The sequence below is a fragment of the Microbacterium sp. NPDC089189 genome (assembly GCF_040685095.1).
In the GTDB taxonomy this organism is placed as follows: Bacteria; Actinomycetota; Actinomycetes; order Actinomycetales; family Microbacteriaceae; genus Microbacterium.
Window position 1 is genome coordinate 67,883 of sequence record NZ_JBFBHG010000004.1, and the last position, 15,905, is coordinate 83,787.

At 71.6% G+C, this 15,905-nt stretch carries 14 protein-coding genes; 2 read left to right on the forward strand and 12 right to left on the reverse strand.

Features of this window, described 5'->3' with window-relative positions:
- Nucleotides 1-18: 18 nt before the first annotated feature.
- The 6 genes from AB0N73_RS03510 to AB0N73_RS03535 all read right to left on the reverse strand — a co-directional run bounded on the left by AB0N73_RS03510 (nt 19) and on the right by AB0N73_RS03535 (nt 6,373).
- Complete coding sequence (locus AB0N73_RS03510; protein ID WP_363560419.1) at nt 19-999, reverse strand: aldo/keto reductase; 981 nt, start codon at nt 997-999, stop codon at nt 19-21.
- Nucleotides 1,000-1,114: 115 nt separating this feature from the next.
- Entirely contained in the window at nt 1,115-2,080 is a 966-nt protein-coding gene (locus AB0N73_RS03515; RefSeq protein WP_363560421.1) for a bile acid:sodium symporter, read from the reverse strand.
- 63 nt (nt 2,081-2,143) lie between these two features.
- On the reverse strand, nt 2,144-3,220 hold the full coding sequence (locus tag AB0N73_RS03520; RefSeq protein WP_363560423.1) for an alkene reductase: 1,077 nt from the start codon (nt 3,218-3,220) through the stop codon (nt 2,144-2,146).
- A gap of 116 nt (nt 3,221-3,336) precedes the next feature.
- Nucleotides 3,337-4,383 carry an ABC transporter permease gene (locus AB0N73_RS03525; RefSeq protein WP_363560425.1) on the reverse strand — a complete coding sequence of 349 codons (1,047 nt, stop codon included), beginning with the start codon at nt 4,381-4,383 and terminating at the stop codon, nt 3,337-3,339.
- Nucleotides 4,380-5,342 (reverse strand): ABC transporter ATP-binding protein, encoded by a 963-nt coding sequence (locus tag AB0N73_RS03530; RefSeq protein WP_363560427.1) that lies wholly within the window; start codon nt 5,340-5,342, stop codon nt 4,380-4,382. Before AB0N73_RS03530 ends, AB0N73_RS03525 begins: the two co-directional genes overlap by 4 nt.
- Before the next feature lie 47 nt (nt 5,343-5,389).
- Nucleotides 5,390-6,373, reverse strand: coding sequence for a glycerophosphodiester phosphodiesterase family protein (locus AB0N73_RS03535; RefSeq protein WP_363560429.1), 984 nt, complete (start codon nt 6,371-6,373; stop codon nt 5,390-5,392).
- A 167-nt stretch (nt 6,374-6,540) separates the two neighbouring features.
- On the opposite strand from AB0N73_RS03535, the gene AB0N73_RS03540 reads away from it, so the two are divergent.
- Entirely contained in the window at nt 6,541-7,452 is a 912-nt protein-coding gene (locus tag AB0N73_RS03540) for a Bax inhibitor-1/YccA family protein (protein WP_363560431.1), read from the forward strand.
- 118 nt (nt 7,453-7,570) lie between these two features.
- On the opposite strand, the gene AB0N73_RS03545 is transcribed toward AB0N73_RS03540, so the two are convergent.
- The 6 genes from AB0N73_RS03545 to AB0N73_RS03570 all read right to left on the reverse strand — a co-directional run bounded on the left by AB0N73_RS03545 (nt 7,571) and on the right by AB0N73_RS03570 (nt 14,403).
- Nucleotides 7,571-8,935, reverse strand: a complete 1,365-nt coding sequence (locus AB0N73_RS03545) for a glycosyltransferase (protein WP_363560433.1) — start codon at nt 8,933-8,935, stop codon at nt 7,571-7,573.
- Nucleotides 8,932-10,512 (reverse strand): glutamine-hydrolyzing GMP synthase, encoded by a 1,581-nt coding sequence (guaA, locus tag AB0N73_RS03550; RefSeq protein WP_363560435.1) that lies wholly within the window; start codon nt 10,510-10,512, stop codon nt 8,932-8,934. Before guaA ends, AB0N73_RS03545 begins: the two co-directional genes overlap by 4 nt.
- On the reverse strand, nt 10,509-11,042 hold the full coding sequence (locus AB0N73_RS03555; RefSeq protein ID WP_363560437.1) for a DUF3817 domain-containing protein: 534 nt from the start codon (nt 11,040-11,042) through the stop codon (nt 10,509-10,511). The genes guaA and AB0N73_RS03555 overlap by 4 nt, the downstream gene beginning before the upstream one ends.
- Nucleotides 11,043-11,745: 703 nt before the next feature.
- Nucleotides 11,746-12,573, reverse strand: a complete 828-nt coding sequence (locus AB0N73_RS03560; RefSeq protein ID WP_363560439.1) for an SURF1 family cytochrome oxidase biogenesis protein — start codon at nt 12,571-12,573, stop codon at nt 11,746-11,748.
- 31 nt (nt 12,574-12,604) lie between these two features.
- Nucleotides 12,605-13,720, reverse strand: coding sequence for a GuaB3 family IMP dehydrogenase-related protein (locus tag AB0N73_RS03565; protein WP_363560591.1), 1,116 nt, complete (start codon nt 13,718-13,720; stop codon nt 12,605-12,607).
- Between the two features lie 74 nt (nt 13,721-13,794).
- Complete coding sequence (locus tag AB0N73_RS03570) at nt 13,795-14,403, reverse strand: helix-turn-helix domain-containing protein (RefSeq protein ID WP_363560441.1); 609 nt, start codon at nt 14,401-14,403, stop codon at nt 13,795-13,797.
- A gap of 75 nt (nt 14,404-14,478) precedes the next feature.
- Between AB0N73_RS03570 and AB0N73_RS03575 the strand changes: the two genes are divergently transcribed.
- A complete protein-coding gene (locus tag AB0N73_RS03575; RefSeq protein ID WP_363560443.1) occupies nt 14,479-15,900 on the forward strand; it encodes a DHA2 family efflux MFS transporter permease subunit in 1,422 nt (473 codons plus the stop codon).
- The last annotated feature ends 5 nt before the right edge of the window (nt 15,901-15,905 follow it).

Genomic DNA, 15,905 nt, shown 5'->3' on the forward strand with positions numbered 1-15,905 from the left:
CAGGGCACGAGCAGCGGCTCAGCGGTCGATCGAGGCCATGTTGCCCTCGTCGTGCCGGGCGCCCGCCGCGGGCTCCAGGTCATCGAGCCGGCGGATCTGGGCATCCGTCAGCACGATCGCATCGGCGGCGGTGTTCTCCTCCACCCGCGCGACGCGGCGCGTACCGGGGATGGGGGCGATGTCGTCGCCCCGCGTGAGGATCCACGCGAGCGCCGTCTGCGCGGGGGTCGCGCCGATCTCGGCGCCGATCGCGGTGACCTCGTCGACGATGCGCAGATTGCGGTCGAAGTTGTCAGCCGTGAACCGGGGGTTCGTCTTGCGCCAGTCCCCCTCGGGGATGTCGGCGGCCGAGCGCAGCTGCCCGGTGAGCAGCCCGTGGCCGAGCGGCGAGTACGGCACGAAGCCGATGCCCAGCTCGCGCAGCAGCGGCAGGATCTCGGCCTCGACGTCGCGCGTCCAGAGCGAGTACTCGGTCTGCAGCGCCGAGACGGGCTGCACGGCGTGCGCGCGGCGGATGGTCTCGGGCGACGCCTCGGAGAGCCCGAAGTACCGCACCTTCCCCTCGGCGATCAGATCGGCCACCGCCCCGGCCGTCTCCTCGATCGGCGTGTTCCGGTCCACCCGGTGCTGGTAGTAGAGGTCGATATAGTCGGTGCCGAGTCGTCGCAGCGACCCCTCGACGGCGGACTTCACGTTCTGCGCGCTGCTGTCGATGTTGCGCCCCTCGCCCCGTGCGTGCGAGACGAGACCGAACTTGGTGGCGATGCGGACTTGGTCGCGACGACCGCGGATGGCGCGCCCCACGACCTCTTCGCTGTGGAACGGGCCGTAGACCTCGGCCGTGTCGATGTGGGTCACGCCGAGGTCGAGAGCGCGGTGGATCGTGCGGATCGACTCGTCGTCGTCGAGTGCACCACCGGTCGTGTAGGTGCCGGCCATGGTCATGGCGCCGAGTCCGATGCGGGAGACCTCGAGGTCTCCGAGGTGTGCGTTCTTCATGGGATTCCTTCGTTCGAGTGCGTCTGATGACAGTCAACGCCTCGGCCCGGGAATGAGCGTGGCCCCACATACGGGTGCTCCGCCGGGGCCCCTCTCGGGTCCGTGCCCGGTCGGTTCAGCGCGGGGTGGATGCGGGGCGCCGGAACACTGCCACCAGCACCACCATCGCGACGAGCTCGATGAGCGTCTGCGTCACGACGACGACCGGCGCGAGCGCGAACGACGCGGGCAGCGCGAGTGCCAGCGGCAGCACCACGAGCGAGTTGCGGGTGACCCCGCTGAACACCAGCGCGATGCGATCGGGGCGATCGAGCCGCGCGGCCCGCGCGATGAGGACACCGATCACCGCGAGGACGGCCGCGAACAGCACGAAGACGGGCACCACGATCAGAAGCCCCCCGAGCGCCGCGCCGACGGCGGCGACCTGGGAGCCCACGACCACGGCGAGCGTGATCATCATGAGCGGCACCATGGCGCCCTCCGCATGACCCGCCGCCCGGCGCACGGCGGTCGCACGGCGCCCCAGCACCTGCGTCACGACGGCGAGGCCCAGCGGCAGCAGGATGAGCACGAGGAAGGCCTCGACGAAGGGTCCCACCTCGACGGCCGCGACGAGCTCGGGTCCGGCGAGCGCCCACAGGTACAGCGGCAGCAGCACGATCTGCAGCAGCATCAGCAGCGGCGTCACGGCGAGCAGCCGGTCGCGCGCGCCGCCCGCCAGTCCCGAGAAGACGATGACGTAGTCGACGCACGGGGTGAGCAGAACCAGCAGCACGCCCGCCAGGAGCGCGGGCTCGCCCGCGACCACCCGCGACAGCATCCCGACCACGAGCGGCACGACGAGGAAGTTCAGCGCCAGCACGAGCGAGAGGAACCGCAGGTCGGCGAAGGCGCTCGCCATGCGCTCGAACGGGACGCCGAGGAAGGCGACGAACAGCAGCAGTGCGAGCGCCGGGACGATCGCGTGCTCGAGCGCGGCCGCGATGGCCGGGACCCAGAACCCGAGCGCTCCGCCCACGGCGATCGCGGCCGCGTACAGCGCGATCTGGTGGCGCTCCGCGAACGCCCGGGCCGTCGTCATCCCCCCAGACTGCCGCACGGGCGGATGCGCGGCGGACCGCCCGGGTCCGCCGCGCATCGTCGATCAGGCGCTGAGGCGCGGGTAATCCGTGTAGCCCTCGGCTCCCGAGCCGTAGATCGTGGCCGCGACCGGCTCGTTCTCGGGGTGCTCGCCCCGCCACCGCTCGACCAGGTCGGGGTTCGCGATGGCCGGCCGGCCCACGGCCACGGCGTCGGCGAGCCCGTCGGCCACGAGATCGTGCGCGTCGTCGCGCGTGGTCACCGCGGCGAAACCGGTGTTCGCCACGAGCACGCCGTCGAACCGGCGACGCAGATCCTGCACCAGCTCGTCGGCCGGGTCGGCGAAGAGCACGCTCAGATAGGCCAGGCCCAGCGGTGCGAGCCCGTCGACGAGTGCCTCGTAGGTGGCGCTCACGTCGTCGGCGTCGTCCTCGATCACGTCCTGGATGTTGTGGCGCGGCGAGATGCGGATGCCGACGCGTCCCGCCCCCACCTCGTCGACGACGGCGCGGGCCACCTCGAGCACGAAGGAGGCGCGCGCGGCCGGCGATCCGCCGTACGCGTCGGTGCGGGTGTTGGAGGACGGTGCGAGGAACTCGTGCAGCAGGTAGCCGTTGGCCGCGTGCAGTTCGACGCCGTCGAATCCGGCGTCGACCGCGCGCCGCGCCGCCGCCACGAACTCGTCGCGCACCGTCGTGAGCTCCTCGGCCGTGAGGGCGTGCGGCACCGGGAACGCGGCCTTCGAGCCGTCGGCCAGTCGCACCTCTCCGTCGATCGCGATCGCGCTCGGCGCGACGATCCGCTCGGTGCCGGTGATGCCGGTGTGGCTCACCCGTCCCCCGTTCATGAGCTGCATGACGATGCGGCCGCCGGCCTCGTGCACGGCCTGCGTCACGGGACGCCACCCCTCGGCCTGTGCATCGGTCGCGATGCCGGGCTGACCGGGGTAGGCCCGCGACTCGGCGCTCGGGTAGACGCCCTCGCTGATGATGAGGCCCATGCTGGCCCGCTGCGCGTAGTGCTCGGCCATCAGCGCGGTGGGCACACCATCTGCGTTGGCGCGCAGCCGCGTCATCGGGGCCATGACGACGCGGTTGGGCAGCTCGATGTCGCCGGCGGTGAGAGGGGTGAACAGGTGCATGGGTGCCTTCCGACGGTCAGGCGGCCGGGCGCGGAATGCCCGTCCGCGACGATGCGCGGGCGCGAACGCCCCCAGGCGCAACCGTCGGATGCGGCCGCGCATTCCGCGTCGCCGGCTCAGGCCACGCGGGTGCCCGGCGGCAGCGTGCGCGCGGGCGTGCGCGTGCGCGCCCAGCCGCCGCCGAACAGCACGCCCGCCAGCAGGAGCTGCACGCCGAGCCCGACGAACCAGCTGGGCACGAGCCCGGCCGTGCGCTCCTGAGAGCTCGGGTAGGCCTCGTCGACGTACCCCGCCTCGCAGCCGTCCGACCAGACCTCGGTCTCGGGCGGGATCTGCGCCATTCGCACCCCCGTCGCGATCTGCCCGAACAGGTCGGTCGGGTAACCGGACCGGTCGTAGGCGGTCGGCGTGGCGTCCGCGATGATGACGAACGGGTTCGCTGCCAGCACCCACCAGACCCGATCGAAGCGCGGCGACTCGCTCGTGTACGTCTCCCACTCGGTGCACGTGTAGTTCTGACCGTCCATCGAATCGGTCCAGCGGGAGTGGTAGGTCGTCTCGGTGCGGACGGCCGCGCCCCCGAGCCCGAACACGATGAGGGTGCCGATGACGAAAGCCGCCATCACGAGGTACGTCGAGGCGATCGAGAACAGCGGGCGCGCGAGCAGGGCGCTGAGGCCCACACCGATCGCCGAGAAGATCCCGATCTCGACGATCAGGACGATCAGCGACGCGGCGAGCGCCCCCGGCGACACCCCGCCCGCGATCGTGGCGACGGCCAGGAACGGCACGGCCACGCCGACGAACGCGAGCCCGGTGATCCAGGCCGCGAGGAGCTTGCCGAGCACGATCTCGCCCGTCGTCACGAGGGTGACCTGCACGGGGGCCAACGTCGCGGCGTCACGGTCGCCGTTCACCGCGTTGCCCGACACGGTGGGCGAGACGAGCAGGATCAGCAACAGCACGACGTAGACGATGACCGAGTAGATCGCCCCGCCCGCGCCGCCGGAGGACGCCGTCATCCACGAGAACGCGAAGAACGACAGTGCGGTCACCCCCAGGAGGATGACGGCGAAGACGCCGAGCAGCACGTACCAGGCGACCGACCGCACCCGCTGGGTGAGTTCGAGCACGGTGATGGCCCACAGCCGTGAGAGGTTCATGCGTCGCCCTCCTCGCGCGCCGTCCGCGGCGCGTGATCGGATGCCGGAGGCGGGCCCGACAGGTCGAGGAACGCCTGCTCGAGCCGACCGACGGCGGGCGCGAACTCGGTGACCGGGATCTCGGCGGCGACGAGGGCGCGCAGGCCACGGGCCGCGGCCTCCTCACCCGCGAACGGCAGGACCAGTGCGTCCCGGTCGCGGCCGACGTCGTCGGGCCGGAGCCCGAGGGCCGCGGCGACGGACACGGTCGACACCGGGCCGCCGAGGACGCGCAGCCGCCACGCGCGGAGCCTCTCGCCTCCGGTCGGGGTGTCGACCGACATCCCGTCCCGCAGGAAGACCGCGTCGTCGACGAGCTCCTCGAGCTCGGCGAGCACGTGGCTGGAGACCAGGACCGTCCGGCCTGCCGCGGCGAAGCCGCGCAGCAGCGTGCGCAGTTCGATCCGTGCCTGCGGGTCGAGGCCGGACGCGGGTTCGTCGAGAAGCAGCACCTCGGGGTCGTGCACGAGGGCGCGGGCGAGTCCGAGTCGCTGCTTCTGTCCGCGCGACAGCACCCGCGCGGGAGCGTCGGCGAGGTCGATGAGCCCGACGTGCACGAGCAGCGCCTGTGCGCGCCCGGACGCGTCGGCCTTCGGCATGCCGTACAGCCGCCCGGTGGCCACCAGCGTCTCGCGCGCGGTGAGCGCCGGCCAGGCGCCCAGGGCGTCCGGCATCCATCCGAGCAGCCGTCGCGCGGCGGCCGGATCGGCGACCGGATCGACGCCGCCGATGCGGATGCTGCCCGCATCCGGCTGCAGAAGCGAGGCGAGCATGAGCAGCAACGTGGTCTTGCCCGCACCGTTCGGCCCGATCAGGCCGGTCACGCGTCCGGGTTCGGCGGTCAGCGTCGCGCCTCTGACGGCGTGCACGGCACCGAACGAACGACGGACATCGGACACCACGATTCCGGAAGCGCTCACGCCTCGACCCTAGAGGGTGCGATCGCGGATGTCCCGGAGCGGCCGGCTCAGCGGAAGAACGCGACCCCGAGGTCGGCGTGGTCGACGAAGACGCCGTCGAGCTGCGCGTCGCGAAGGATCTGCCACTCGCCCTCGTAGTCGCCGAAGGCCGCCGGATCACCCGCTCGGAACTGCCGCGAGAGGAACTTGTTCTCGGGCCGGGCCGTCCAGGTGTACACCTGCAGGCCCCGCTCCTGCGCATCGGCGACCACGGGTGCCGGTCGGGTCACCCGGCCCAACGCGTTCGGGGCGAGGATCATCTTCTTGTCGAGGCTGATGCCGTCGACCTGCCCGACGAGCGCGTCGAGCCCCGCGGGCGACACGATCTCGCGATAGGTCGGTGCCGCGTTCCCCTGCGCGAGCAGCAGGTCGACGGGAGCGCCGTCCGCCTCGATCAGATGGATGTAGGTGCCCGGGAGCCCGCGCTCGCGCAGCTGCCCGAGCACCGTGGGCTCGAACGACTCGATGATCAGGGGGGCGTCGGGGCGGTCCCACCCGCACGCGGCGAGATCGGCGAGGATGCGCGGCACCAGGTCGAGGCCGATGGCGGCGAAGTACGCGGCGTGCTTGATCTCGAGCACCATGCCCACGGGGCGCGGCGCCGCATCCAGGATCGCGAGCAGGTCGACGAGCCGGAGGATCGGCTCCTCCCCGTCGTGGGCGGCGCTCGCCCGCCGGATCTGCGGGAGGCGCTCACGGCAGCGGAGGGTGGCGAGCTCGTCCCAGGTGAAGTCCTCGGTGAACCACCCCGTCTCGGTGCGGCCCGCGAACTCCTTGGTGCGGTGCAGGTGGGCGAACTCGGGACGATCCGCCACATCCGTCGTGCCAGAGATCTCGTTCTCGTGACGGATGACGAGCACACCGTCCTTCGTCGCGACGACGTCGGGTTCGACGGCGTCGACATCGGCGGCGATCGCCCATTCGTAGGAGGAGCGCGTGTGCTCGGGAAGATATCCCGGGGCACCGCGGTGGCCGATCACGAGAGGAGGCATCGAGCCCCAGCGTATCCGCGCGACGACGGGATGCGTGCCGACAGCGGCATGCGCATCGCGTGCTCAAGGTTCACTCTCAGCGATACCCTTCACTCCCGCGGAAACACTGGGATATCGTGGGTAGGCGGCACCGTGCCGCCACCTGACTCTGGAGTGTGACCCTGCCGATGGCTTCGTCCAACCCCGCGTTCAACAACCCGGCCTTCCAAGACCCGCGCGCCGTGAAGTCCTACCCGGGCGGATCGAACGCCGCGGGCATCGGCCTCACCCCGCCCCCCGCTCAGCCCGTCGCCCCCGGGGTGCAGGCAGGCCTCGAGGGCGCCTACGCCGGTCCGCCGGCCGGTGCCGCCGAGACCGGCCGCATGACCATCGAGGACACCGTCCACAAGACGATCGGCCTGTTCGCGATCCTGCTCGTCGGCGCCGTCGCCGGCTGGTTCGTGACGCTCGGCGGAACCTTCATCCCCACCGAGGCCGAGGTCCTGTCGGTCGCACCGATGCTCGTCGGCGCGCTCGTCGGCTTCGTCCTGTCGCTCGTCGTCATCTTCACCTCGCGCAAGAAGGTCCGCCCCGCGCTGATCTTCGCGTACGCCGCGTTCGAGGGGATCTTCGTCGGCGGCATCTCGGCGTTCTTCGAGTTCCAGTGGTCGGGCATCGTCATCCAGGCGACGCTGGCCACCCTCGCCGTCGTCGGTGTGACCCTGGCGCTGTTCGCCAGCGGCAAGGTGCGCGCGTCGAAGAAGGCCACCAAGATCTTCCTCATCGCGATGTTCGGCTACCTCGCGTTCAGCCTGCTGAACGTCGTGCTGATGCTGTTCAACGTGTTCCCCGCCGACCAGATGTTCGGTCTGCGCAGCCAGCCGATCTTCGGCATCCCGCTGGGCCTCATCCTCGGCGTGCTCGTCGTCATCATGGCCGCGTACTCGCTCGTGCTCGACTTCGACACCATCCAGCAGGGTGTGCGCAACGGCGCTCCCCGCGTGTTCGGCTGGCTGGGCGGCTTCGGCATCATGGTCACGGTCGTCTGGCTGTACCTCGAGATCCTGCGCATGATCGCGATCCTTCGCGGCAACAACTGACCTCGCTCCGCACGAAGGGCCGTCCCGATCGGGGCGGCCCTTCGTCGTCGGTGGCGGGTGCCAGCGCGCGTCAGGGGCGCGGATGCGTCAGGGGCGCCCGGGGCGCGGGGGGTGTGCGTCAGGGGCGCGCGACGACCGATCGCACGACGTCGGCGAGGCGCGCGGCGACGGCTGCCGGAGAGTCCTCCGACGCGCGGTCGAGCGCCGCGCGGGCGGCCCGCATCCGCCGCTCCGGGTCCCCCAGCAGCGCGATGACGCCGTCCGCCAGGGCGTCGACGTCACCGTCGGGCACGAGAACGCCGGCGCCGGCGCCCAACAGGTCACGCGGGCCGTAGCGCACGTCGTAGCTGACAACGGGGCATCCTCGGCTCATGGCCTCGAGCGCGGCAAGGCCCTGCCCCTCGAACGCCGTGGACTGCACCATGAGCGCGGCGCCGTCGAACAGCGCGGCGCCCGCGGCGCTCCATCCCCGCAGCCGCACGGATGCCGCGAGCCCCTCTGCGTCGATCAGGCGCTGCAGGTCGTCGCGCAGCGGTCCGTCGCCCCAGATCTCCAGCGTCGCGTCGGGCACCGACTCCACGACCCGCGGCCAGGCCCGGATGGCGTGGTCGACGCGCTTGCCCGGCGCGAGGCGCCCGAGCATGACGACGCGGTTCGCCGCGACGGGCGCGGGCTCGCGCACGGGCTCGGGCGCGGCGTTCGAGAGGACCGTGTACCCGGGGAGCGCGCCGAATCGCGCCTCGACGTCGGCACGCTGCTGCGCCGTCGGCCAGAGCACGGCGTCGAACCGGTCTGCGACGGCGAGCCACCGCTGCCACAGGGTGTTCACCGGCGCGTCCGGGCCGTAGGGGGCGCCGAGGTGCGTCGTGTGGATGGTGTGGATGAGGCGCGCGCCGGACGGCGGCGCGTCGGCCAGCAGCTCGCCCAGCTGCCGCGATTCGCAGACGATCACGGTCGGGCGCCCGTCGGCCGGCACCCGCGTGCCGAGCCAGGCGCGGTACAGCGCGCCGAAGCCGGCGAGGATGCGGTCCCCGTCCGCGCCGTGCACCACGACCGCCGCCGTGCTGAGATGCCAGTCCGGGTCGCCCGCGATGACGGGCAGCGAGACGAGCGGACGGCCACCGGCATCCGGGATCACGCGATACTCGATCCCCTCCGTCGCCTGCCCCGGGGCGGCGGCGGCGCGCAGCCACGACGGGTCGGCGACCGCGTCGTCGAAGAGGTTGCCGAACGCCGTCACGGATGCGGCCTCGCCGCGCGCGACGAACGTCTCACGGTGCGCCGCGTGCTCGGCGGGGGACGCGGGGTCCAGGGTCAGGAGCGTCGTCTCGGCGCCGCCGGCGGCGAGCAACCGGGCGCGCTGCAGCGTCGCCACGGTGAAACCGCCGTCCAGATCCGGCACGAGCCGGGACGACAGCACGAAACACCGAACGCCGGCGAGCGGGAACTCGTCGGCGTCGGGGGTCGCTGCGGGGAGGGTCACTCCCACTCGATCGTTCCCGGCGGCTTCGACGTGACGTCGAGCACGACCCGGTTGATGTCACGGACCTCGTTGGTGATGCGGTTGCTGATCTTCGACAGCACGTCGTAGGGCAGACGCGTCCAGTCGGCGGTCATGGCGTCCTCGCTCGAGACCGGGCGCAGCACGATCGGGTGCCCGTAGGTGCGGCCGTCGCCCTGCACGCCGACGGAGCGGACGTCGGCCAGCAGCACGACCGGGCACTGCCAGATCTCGCCGTCCAGGCCCGCTTTGCTCAGCTCGGCGCGCGCGATGGCGTCGGCGTCACGCAGGATCTCGAGACGGTCAGCGGTGACCTCACCCACGATGCGGATGCCGAGGCCGGGCCCCGGAAACGGCTGGCGCCCCACGATGACCTCGGGCAGCCCCAGCTCGCGGCCGATCGCGCGAACCTCATCCTTGAACAGGGTGCGCAGCGGCTCGACGAGCTCGAACTGGAGGTCTTCGGGCAGGCCGCCCACGTTGTGGTGGCTCTTGATGTTGGCCGTTCCGGTGCCGCCACCGGACTCGACGACGTCGGGGTACAGCGTGCCCTGAACGAGGAAGCGGATCGGCTCGCCGTCCGCGGCCGCCTCGGCGACCAGCTGACGCTCGGCCGCCTCGAACGAACGGATGAACTCGCGCCCGATGATCTTGCGCTTCTGCTCGGGGTCGCTGACACCGGCCAACGCCGTGAGGAACTGCTCGCGGGCGTCGACCGTGATCAGGCGCACGCCCGTGGAGGCGACGTAGTCGTTCTCGACCTGCTCGCGCTCGCCCTTACGCAGCAGACCGTGATCGACGAAGATCGCGGTCAGCTGGTCGCCGACGGCCTTGTGCACGAGTGCCGTGGAGACCGCCGAATCGACGCCGCCCGACAGCGCCGAGATGACGCGCGCGCTGCCGATCTGCGCGCGGATCTTCTCGACCTGCTCGGCGATGACGTTGCCGCTGTTCCAGTCGGCGGGCAGACCCGCCGCCTTGTGCAGGAAGTTCTCGATGACGTTCTGGCCGTAGTCGGAGTGCTTGACCTCGGGGTGCCACTGCACGCCGTAGAAACCGCGCGCGTCGTTGGCGAAGGCGGCCACCGGCGTCGCGGCGGTGCGGGCGAGGACCTCGAAGCCCTCGGGTGCGCGCGAGACCTGGTCGCCGTGGCTCATCCACACGTTCTGGTCGGCCGGCTGGCCCTCCAGGAGCGTCCCCTCCGTGACGATCGTCGCGTCGGTGGCGCCGTACTCGCGCAGGCCCGTGTTGGCGACCTCGCCGCCCAGGGCGCGCGCCATCACCTGGAAGCCGTAGCAGATGCCGAGGGTCGGGACGCCGAGGTCGAAGACACCCGCATCCAACGCCGGAGCGCCCTCCTCGTACACCGACGACGGTCCCCCCGAGAGGATGATGCCGACGGGGTTCTTGGCGGCGATGTCGTCGGCCGAGGCCGTGTGCGGGACGATCTCGCTGTAGACGCCTGCTTCACGCACGCGGCGGGCGATCAGCTGCGCGTACTGGGCGCCGAAGTCGACGACCAGGACGGGGCGCTGGGAGGTTTCGGTCTGTTCGGTCACCGGGTGCCTTCCGAGGCGGGGGCGGGAGAAGAGGCGGCAGCAGCGGCAGCGGCAGCCTCGCGTTCGGCGAGGTAGCCACGCACACGACGGGCGGTGGAGGCCTCGAGGAAGAAGGAGAGCAGCGGCACGATGCCGCCGAGGGCGAGGAGCAGGAACCGGCCGAAGGGCCAGCGCATGAGGCTCCACACCCGGAAGCACGAGAAGAGGTACACGACGTAGAACCAGCCGTGCGCCACGAGGATGAACAGCGAGATGTTGAAGCCGTCGCCGGCGGAGACGATCTCGCAGCTGTTGGTCGCCGGCAGGAACAGCGACCACCACGCGCAGTCGGGTCCGGGGAACACCGGCGCGAACCAGAGGAAGCCACCCGACCCGCCGGCGAACAGCTCGACGTGCAGCGGGGTGTACTTGAGGATCATCTCGGCCAGCAGCAACAGCAGTCCGACACCGGTGATGATCGAGCAGATCTGGTAGAAGCGCAGTGCTCCGCGGATCGCCGGGAAGCTGGCGAGTTTGGGGGCGCGAGGCATGGTTCCCAGTCTACCCGCGCCCACTCACCCCTCCCTCCCCTCCCCTGCCCCTGCCCGTGCTGCGTGCGCTCCGTGCGCCGGTGCCGCGTGCGCTCCCGGTGCGGGCACTCCCTGCTCACTCGTCGCATATGCGGGGTGCCAGCGCCGTCGACCCCGCATACGCGACGAGCGAGCAAGCGTGCCACCCGCTGCGGATCCTGTCCCCGCGGCGCGCTTCATCTCGCCCCCGCTCCGGCACGCCAGGCGCTCCCCGTGCGGCACCCCTGCTCACTCGTCGCATATGCGGGGTGCCAGCGCCGTCGACCCCGCATACGCGACGAGCGAGCAGGCATGCCACCCGCCGCACTCCCCCTCCCCGGTTCACTCGTCGCGAAAGCGCGGTGTGGGCGCAGCGCAGCCCGCTTTCGCGACGAGCGAGCTGGGCTTCGACTCCGAGTGCGTGCCGCGTACGTGGGATGGCGCGGGTCGAGCCTCGCGCCAGCATCCTTCACTCGTCGCGAAAGCGGAGTCGTCGCGGCGCGGACCCGACTTGTGCGACGAGTGAACAGGGGTTCGCGCGCCACCGCACAGCACAGCACAGCACAGCACCGCGCCAGCACAGCATGCGCTGCAGCACAGCACGCGCCAACGCAGCACCCGGCCACGCGCCGCCGCGCCAGCACAACACAGCACAGCACGCGCCGCTGCACCCGGCGCGAGGGGGTCAGGCGGGGAGGGGGTCCTCGTCGTCTTCGAGGTCCTCGATCTCCTTCTCCCACGCGTCCTTCGCGAGGCGGTACCAGAGGTAGAAGGCGAAGCCGGCGAAGATGACCCACTCCGCGGCGTAGAAGATGTTGAGCCAGTTGATGGTGGAGCCGGCATCCGGCGCCGGAGACACGATGTCGTCGAGACCGCCCAGCGGATCGTCGATCACCACGAACTGGCGATAGACCTCGGCGTCGTCGATGTCGTGCCACCGGCTGAGCAGCGCGGCGGGCGACATGCGGGTCATCGCCCACGGATCGGTGCGCGGCGGCGGGACGGGACCCTCGTCCGCGATGAGGCGTCCGACCACGTCGACGCTCTCGTCCGGATCGGCCGTCTGGGCCAACGACGCGGCGACGTCATCCGCCTGCTCGCGCGTCGGGGCCCACCCGACGGCGACGGCCAGCGACGCGCTCGGCTCGACCGCCTGCAGCTGCGCCGTCACCCAGTACCCCTCGACGCCGTCGTTGAAGCGCGACTCGACGACGATGAAGTCCTCGGGGACGAAGGTGCCCGAGACCGAGACGCGCTGACCGACCAGCGGGTCGGTCAGGTACGACCCCGGGGCCACGACATCGGCGATGGGCATGACCTGCTCGGTCGCGCCCTCCTCGCGCGGATCCGTGTCGACAGCCCGCGCGAGCTGCCACTGCCCGAGCCACGCGAAGATACCGGCGACGACCAGGCACAGCACGAGCATCGCGATCCAGCGCGGCCGCAGCATGACCTCGCGCAGCGTCGGCGGGAAGACCTCGGGAAGGTCGGGGGCGGGTGCCGTCGTGCTCACGGTCGTGGGACTCCGGATACTGCGATGCGCATCAGTGGCCGTACGGCGCGACGACGACCTCGACGCGCTGGAACTCCTTGAGGTCCGAATAGCCGGTGGTCGCCATGGACTTGCGCAGCGCGCCGATGAGGTTCGCGGTGCCGTCGGCGACGGGCGCGGGACCGTAGAGCACACCCTCGAGCGATGCCACCTGGTCGACCCGCACGCGACGACCGCGCGGCAGCTTCGTGTGGTGGGCCTCGGGGCCCCAGTGGTAGCCGCGTCCCGGCGCATCGGTCGCACGCGCGAGCGCGACGCCCAGCATGACCGCGTCGGCGCCCATCGCGAGCGCCTTGACGATGTCGCCCGAGGTGCCGACGCCGCCGTCGGCGATCACGTGCACGTAACGCCCGCCCGACTCGTCGAGGTAGTCGCGACGCGCGCCAGCCACATCCGCGACGGCCGTCGCCATGGGCGCGTGGAGTCCCAGCGTGGCGCGCGTGGTGGATGCGGCGCCGCCGCCGAATCCGACGAGCACACCGGCGGCACCGGTGCGCATGAGGTGCAGCGCCGCGGTGTAGGTGGCGGCACCGCCGACGATGACGGGAACGTCGAGGTCGTAGATGAACTTCTTGAGGTTGAGCGGCTGGTCGACGCTCGAGACGTGCTCGGCCGACACCGTGGTGCCCCGGATCACGAACAGGTCGACGCCGGCGGCGACGACGGTCTCGTAGAGGTCCTGCGTGCGCTGCGGCGTGAGCGAGCCTGCGACGGTGACGCCGGCGGCGCGGATCTCGGCGAGGCGGTCGCGCACGAGCTCGGGCTTGATCGGCTCGGTGTAGAGCTCCTGCATCCGACGCGTGGCATCGGCGTCCGAGAGCGAGGCGATCTCGGCGAGCAGCGGCTCGGGGTCGTCGTACCGCGTCCAGAGCCCCTCGAGGTCGAGGACGCCGAGTCCACCGAGCTGGCCCAGCATGATGGCGGTGCGCGGGCTGACGACGGAATCCATCGGCGCGCCCAGCACGGGGATGTCGAAGGAGAAGGCGTCGATCGTCCACGACGTCGACACGTCCTCGGGGTTGCGGGTGCGCCGCGAGGGAACCACGGCGATGTCGTCGAACGTGTACGCGCGGCGGGCCCGCTTGGCGCGGCCGATCTCGAAGTCCATGCTCACCATCCCAGCCTAGCCGCCGCGACCGACGGGCTCCGCGTGGCGTGGCCCGCCCGGTGCTCCCGCCGCGCTCACCAGGGCTCGTCGACGCGGGGAGCGAGCTGCAGCACGGTGGCTTTCTCAGTGGGGAAGCACGCGGTGAACATCTCGGTGATGCGCGGGTCCTCGCCGTGCCCGTCGGCCAGGCGCAGGCCGATCATGGTGTTGAGCAGCATGCCCTGCGCCAGGAACTCCTGCGCGTGCTCCGGCTCGAACCCGATCCCCCGCAGGTACTCCCACACCCGCGCGAAGCCGTCGCGGGCGCGCGGTCCGATGACGGGATGCGAACCGAGCAGGAACGCGTGGGACAGGGTCTGGTGCAGACCGCGGACGTGGAGCAGACCGATGTACTCGTGCCCCATGCGCGCCTCGATCGCCTCGTCACCCGAGGCCACCCCGCGCTCGAACGCGGCGAACAGCAGCGCGAGCGCCTCGTCGAGCGCCGCGAGGAAGAGCTGCTCCTTCGAGCCGAAGAGCCGCACGACGTAGGGCTGCGAGACCTCGGCGGCGCGGGCGATGTCGTCGGTGGTCGTGCCGACGTAGCCCTTGGCGCCGAACACGGCGAGCGCGGCGAGGATGATCTGCGCGCGGCGCTCCTCGGAGCTGAGTCTCTTCTTCGTCGAAGCGTCGTCACCGGCCATGCTTGACATGTTATCAGTCGATTACTACAGTCGCCCCAGCTAAGTAATCATCGAATTACAAACTGGAAGGCCCTCATGTCCGCATCCCGTCGCCCGTTCGGCCTGGTCATCGCCGCCACGAGCGTTCCCATGTTCATGGCCACCCTCGACAACCTCGTGATGACCAATGCCCTGCCGGTCCTGCATTCGGAGCTCGGCGCGAGCGTCGAAGAACTGCAGTGGTTCGTCAACGCGTACACCCTCGCGTTCGCCGCGACGATCCTGCTGGCCTCGGCCCTGGGCGACCGCCTCGGACGCCGATCGGTCTTCATCGGCGGCATCGTGCTGTTCGCGGCGGGCTCCGTCCTCGCCGCCCTCAGCACCGATCCCGGCCAGTTGATCATCGCGCGCGCCGTGCAGGGCTTCGGCGGCGCCGGCGTCCTGCCGCTCTCGCTCGCGCTGCTGTCGGGCGGGGTGGCGCCCGAGCGCCGGCCTCTCGCGATCGGCATCTGGGGCGGCGTCTCCGGCCTCGGCGTCGCCGTCGGCCCGCTCGTGGGCGGCGCCGTCATGGAGGGCTGGAACTGGCAGGCCATCTTCTGGCTCAACATCCCCGTCGCGATCATCGCCATCCCGCTCGCATTCTGGGCGCTGCGCGACGACCGCGGCGCCCGCGCACCCCTCGACGTCCTCGGCACCCTCCTCGCCGGGGCGGGCGTCCTCGCGCTCGTCCACGCGATCGTGCGCGGCAACGATGACGGATGGGGCTCGGCCGGGGTCGTCGGCGAGATCGTCCTTGCCGTCGCCCTGCTGGCCGGGTTCGTCGTCCGCCAGGCCCGCACCCGCGCGCCCCTCCTGCCGCTGCGACTCTTCCGGGACCGTTCGTTCACCCTGACCAATGTGGTGGGCTTCGCGTTCAGCTTCGGTACGTTCGGCGCCGTCTTCATCCTCATCCAGTACATGCAGGTGGTGCAGGGGTCCACGCCGTTCGAGGCGGCTCTGCAGACCACCCCGTGGACCATCGCGCCGATGTTCGTCGCACCGCTAGCCGGGCTCGTCTCGCACCGCGTGGGCACCCGGGCGCTGCTCGTCGCGGGACTCACGCTGCAGGCGGTGGCGCTCGGCTGGATCGCCCTGCTGCTGTCGAGCTCGCTCGACTACCCCGTTCTGATCGCACCGTTCCTGCTGGCCGGCATCGGGATGGGGCTCGTCTTCGCCCCGTCGGCGACCGCGCTGCTGGCCACCCTGGGCGTCATCGACCACGCCAAGGCGTCGGGCGTGAACTCGACCGTGCGCGAGATCGGCCTGGCACTGGGCACCGCCGTGATGACGGCCGTCTTCGTCGGCGCGGGCGGTGAGCTGCTCCCGGACATGTACGTGGATGCGGCGCGTCCGGCGGTCTTCATCGGCGCCCTGGTCCTGGCGGGTGCGGCGATCACCGCGCTGTGGCTGCCGGCCGGTCGCGGAGCCGCCGCGGCGCCGGTCGCCCCCGAGCCGGAGGTCGCGCTCTCGGCCCGGTGACCCCG

What these genes read in the sequence shown, in the direction of transcription:
- AB0N73_RS03510 (WP_363560419.1), bottom strand. Translation starts at nt 999, where the DNA reads ATGAAGAACGCACACCTCGGAGACCTCGAGGTCTCCCGCATCGGACTC.
- AB0N73_RS03515 (WP_363560421.1), bottom strand. Translation starts at nt 2,080, where the DNA reads ATGACGACGGCCCGGGCGTTCGCGGAGCGCCACCAGATCGCGCTGTAC.
- AB0N73_RS03520 (WP_363560423.1), bottom strand. Translation starts at nt 3,220, where the DNA reads ATGCACCTGTTCACCCCTCTCACCGCCGGCGACATCGAGCTGCCCAAC.
- AB0N73_RS03525 (WP_363560425.1), bottom strand. Translation starts at nt 4,383, where the DNA reads ATGAACCTCTCACGGCTGTGGGCCATCACCGTGCTCGAACTCACCCAG.
- AB0N73_RS03535 (WP_363560429.1), bottom strand. Translation starts at nt 6,373, where the DNA reads ATGCCTCCTCTCGTGATCGGCCACCGCGGTGCCCCGGGATATCTTCCC.
- AB0N73_RS03540 (WP_363560431.1), top strand. Translation starts at nt 6,541, where the DNA reads ATGGCTTCGTCCAACCCCGCGTTCAACAACCCGGCCTTCCAAGACCCG.
- AB0N73_RS03555 (WP_363560437.1), bottom strand. Translation starts at nt 11,042, where the DNA reads ATGCCTCGCGCCCCCAAACTCGCCAGCTTCCCGGCGATCCGCGGAGCA.
- AB0N73_RS03565 (WP_363560591.1), bottom strand. Translation starts at nt 13,720, where the DNA reads ATGGACTTCGAGATCGGCCGCGCCAAGCGGGCCCGCCGCGCGTACACG.
- AB0N73_RS03570 (WP_363560441.1), bottom strand. Translation starts at nt 14,403, where the DNA reads ATGGCCGGTGACGACGCTTCGACGAAGAAGAGACTCAGCTCCGAGGAG.
- AB0N73_RS03575 (WP_363560443.1), top strand. Translation starts at nt 14,479, where the DNA reads ATGTCCGCATCCCGTCGCCCGTTCGGCCTGGTCATCGCCGCCACGAGC.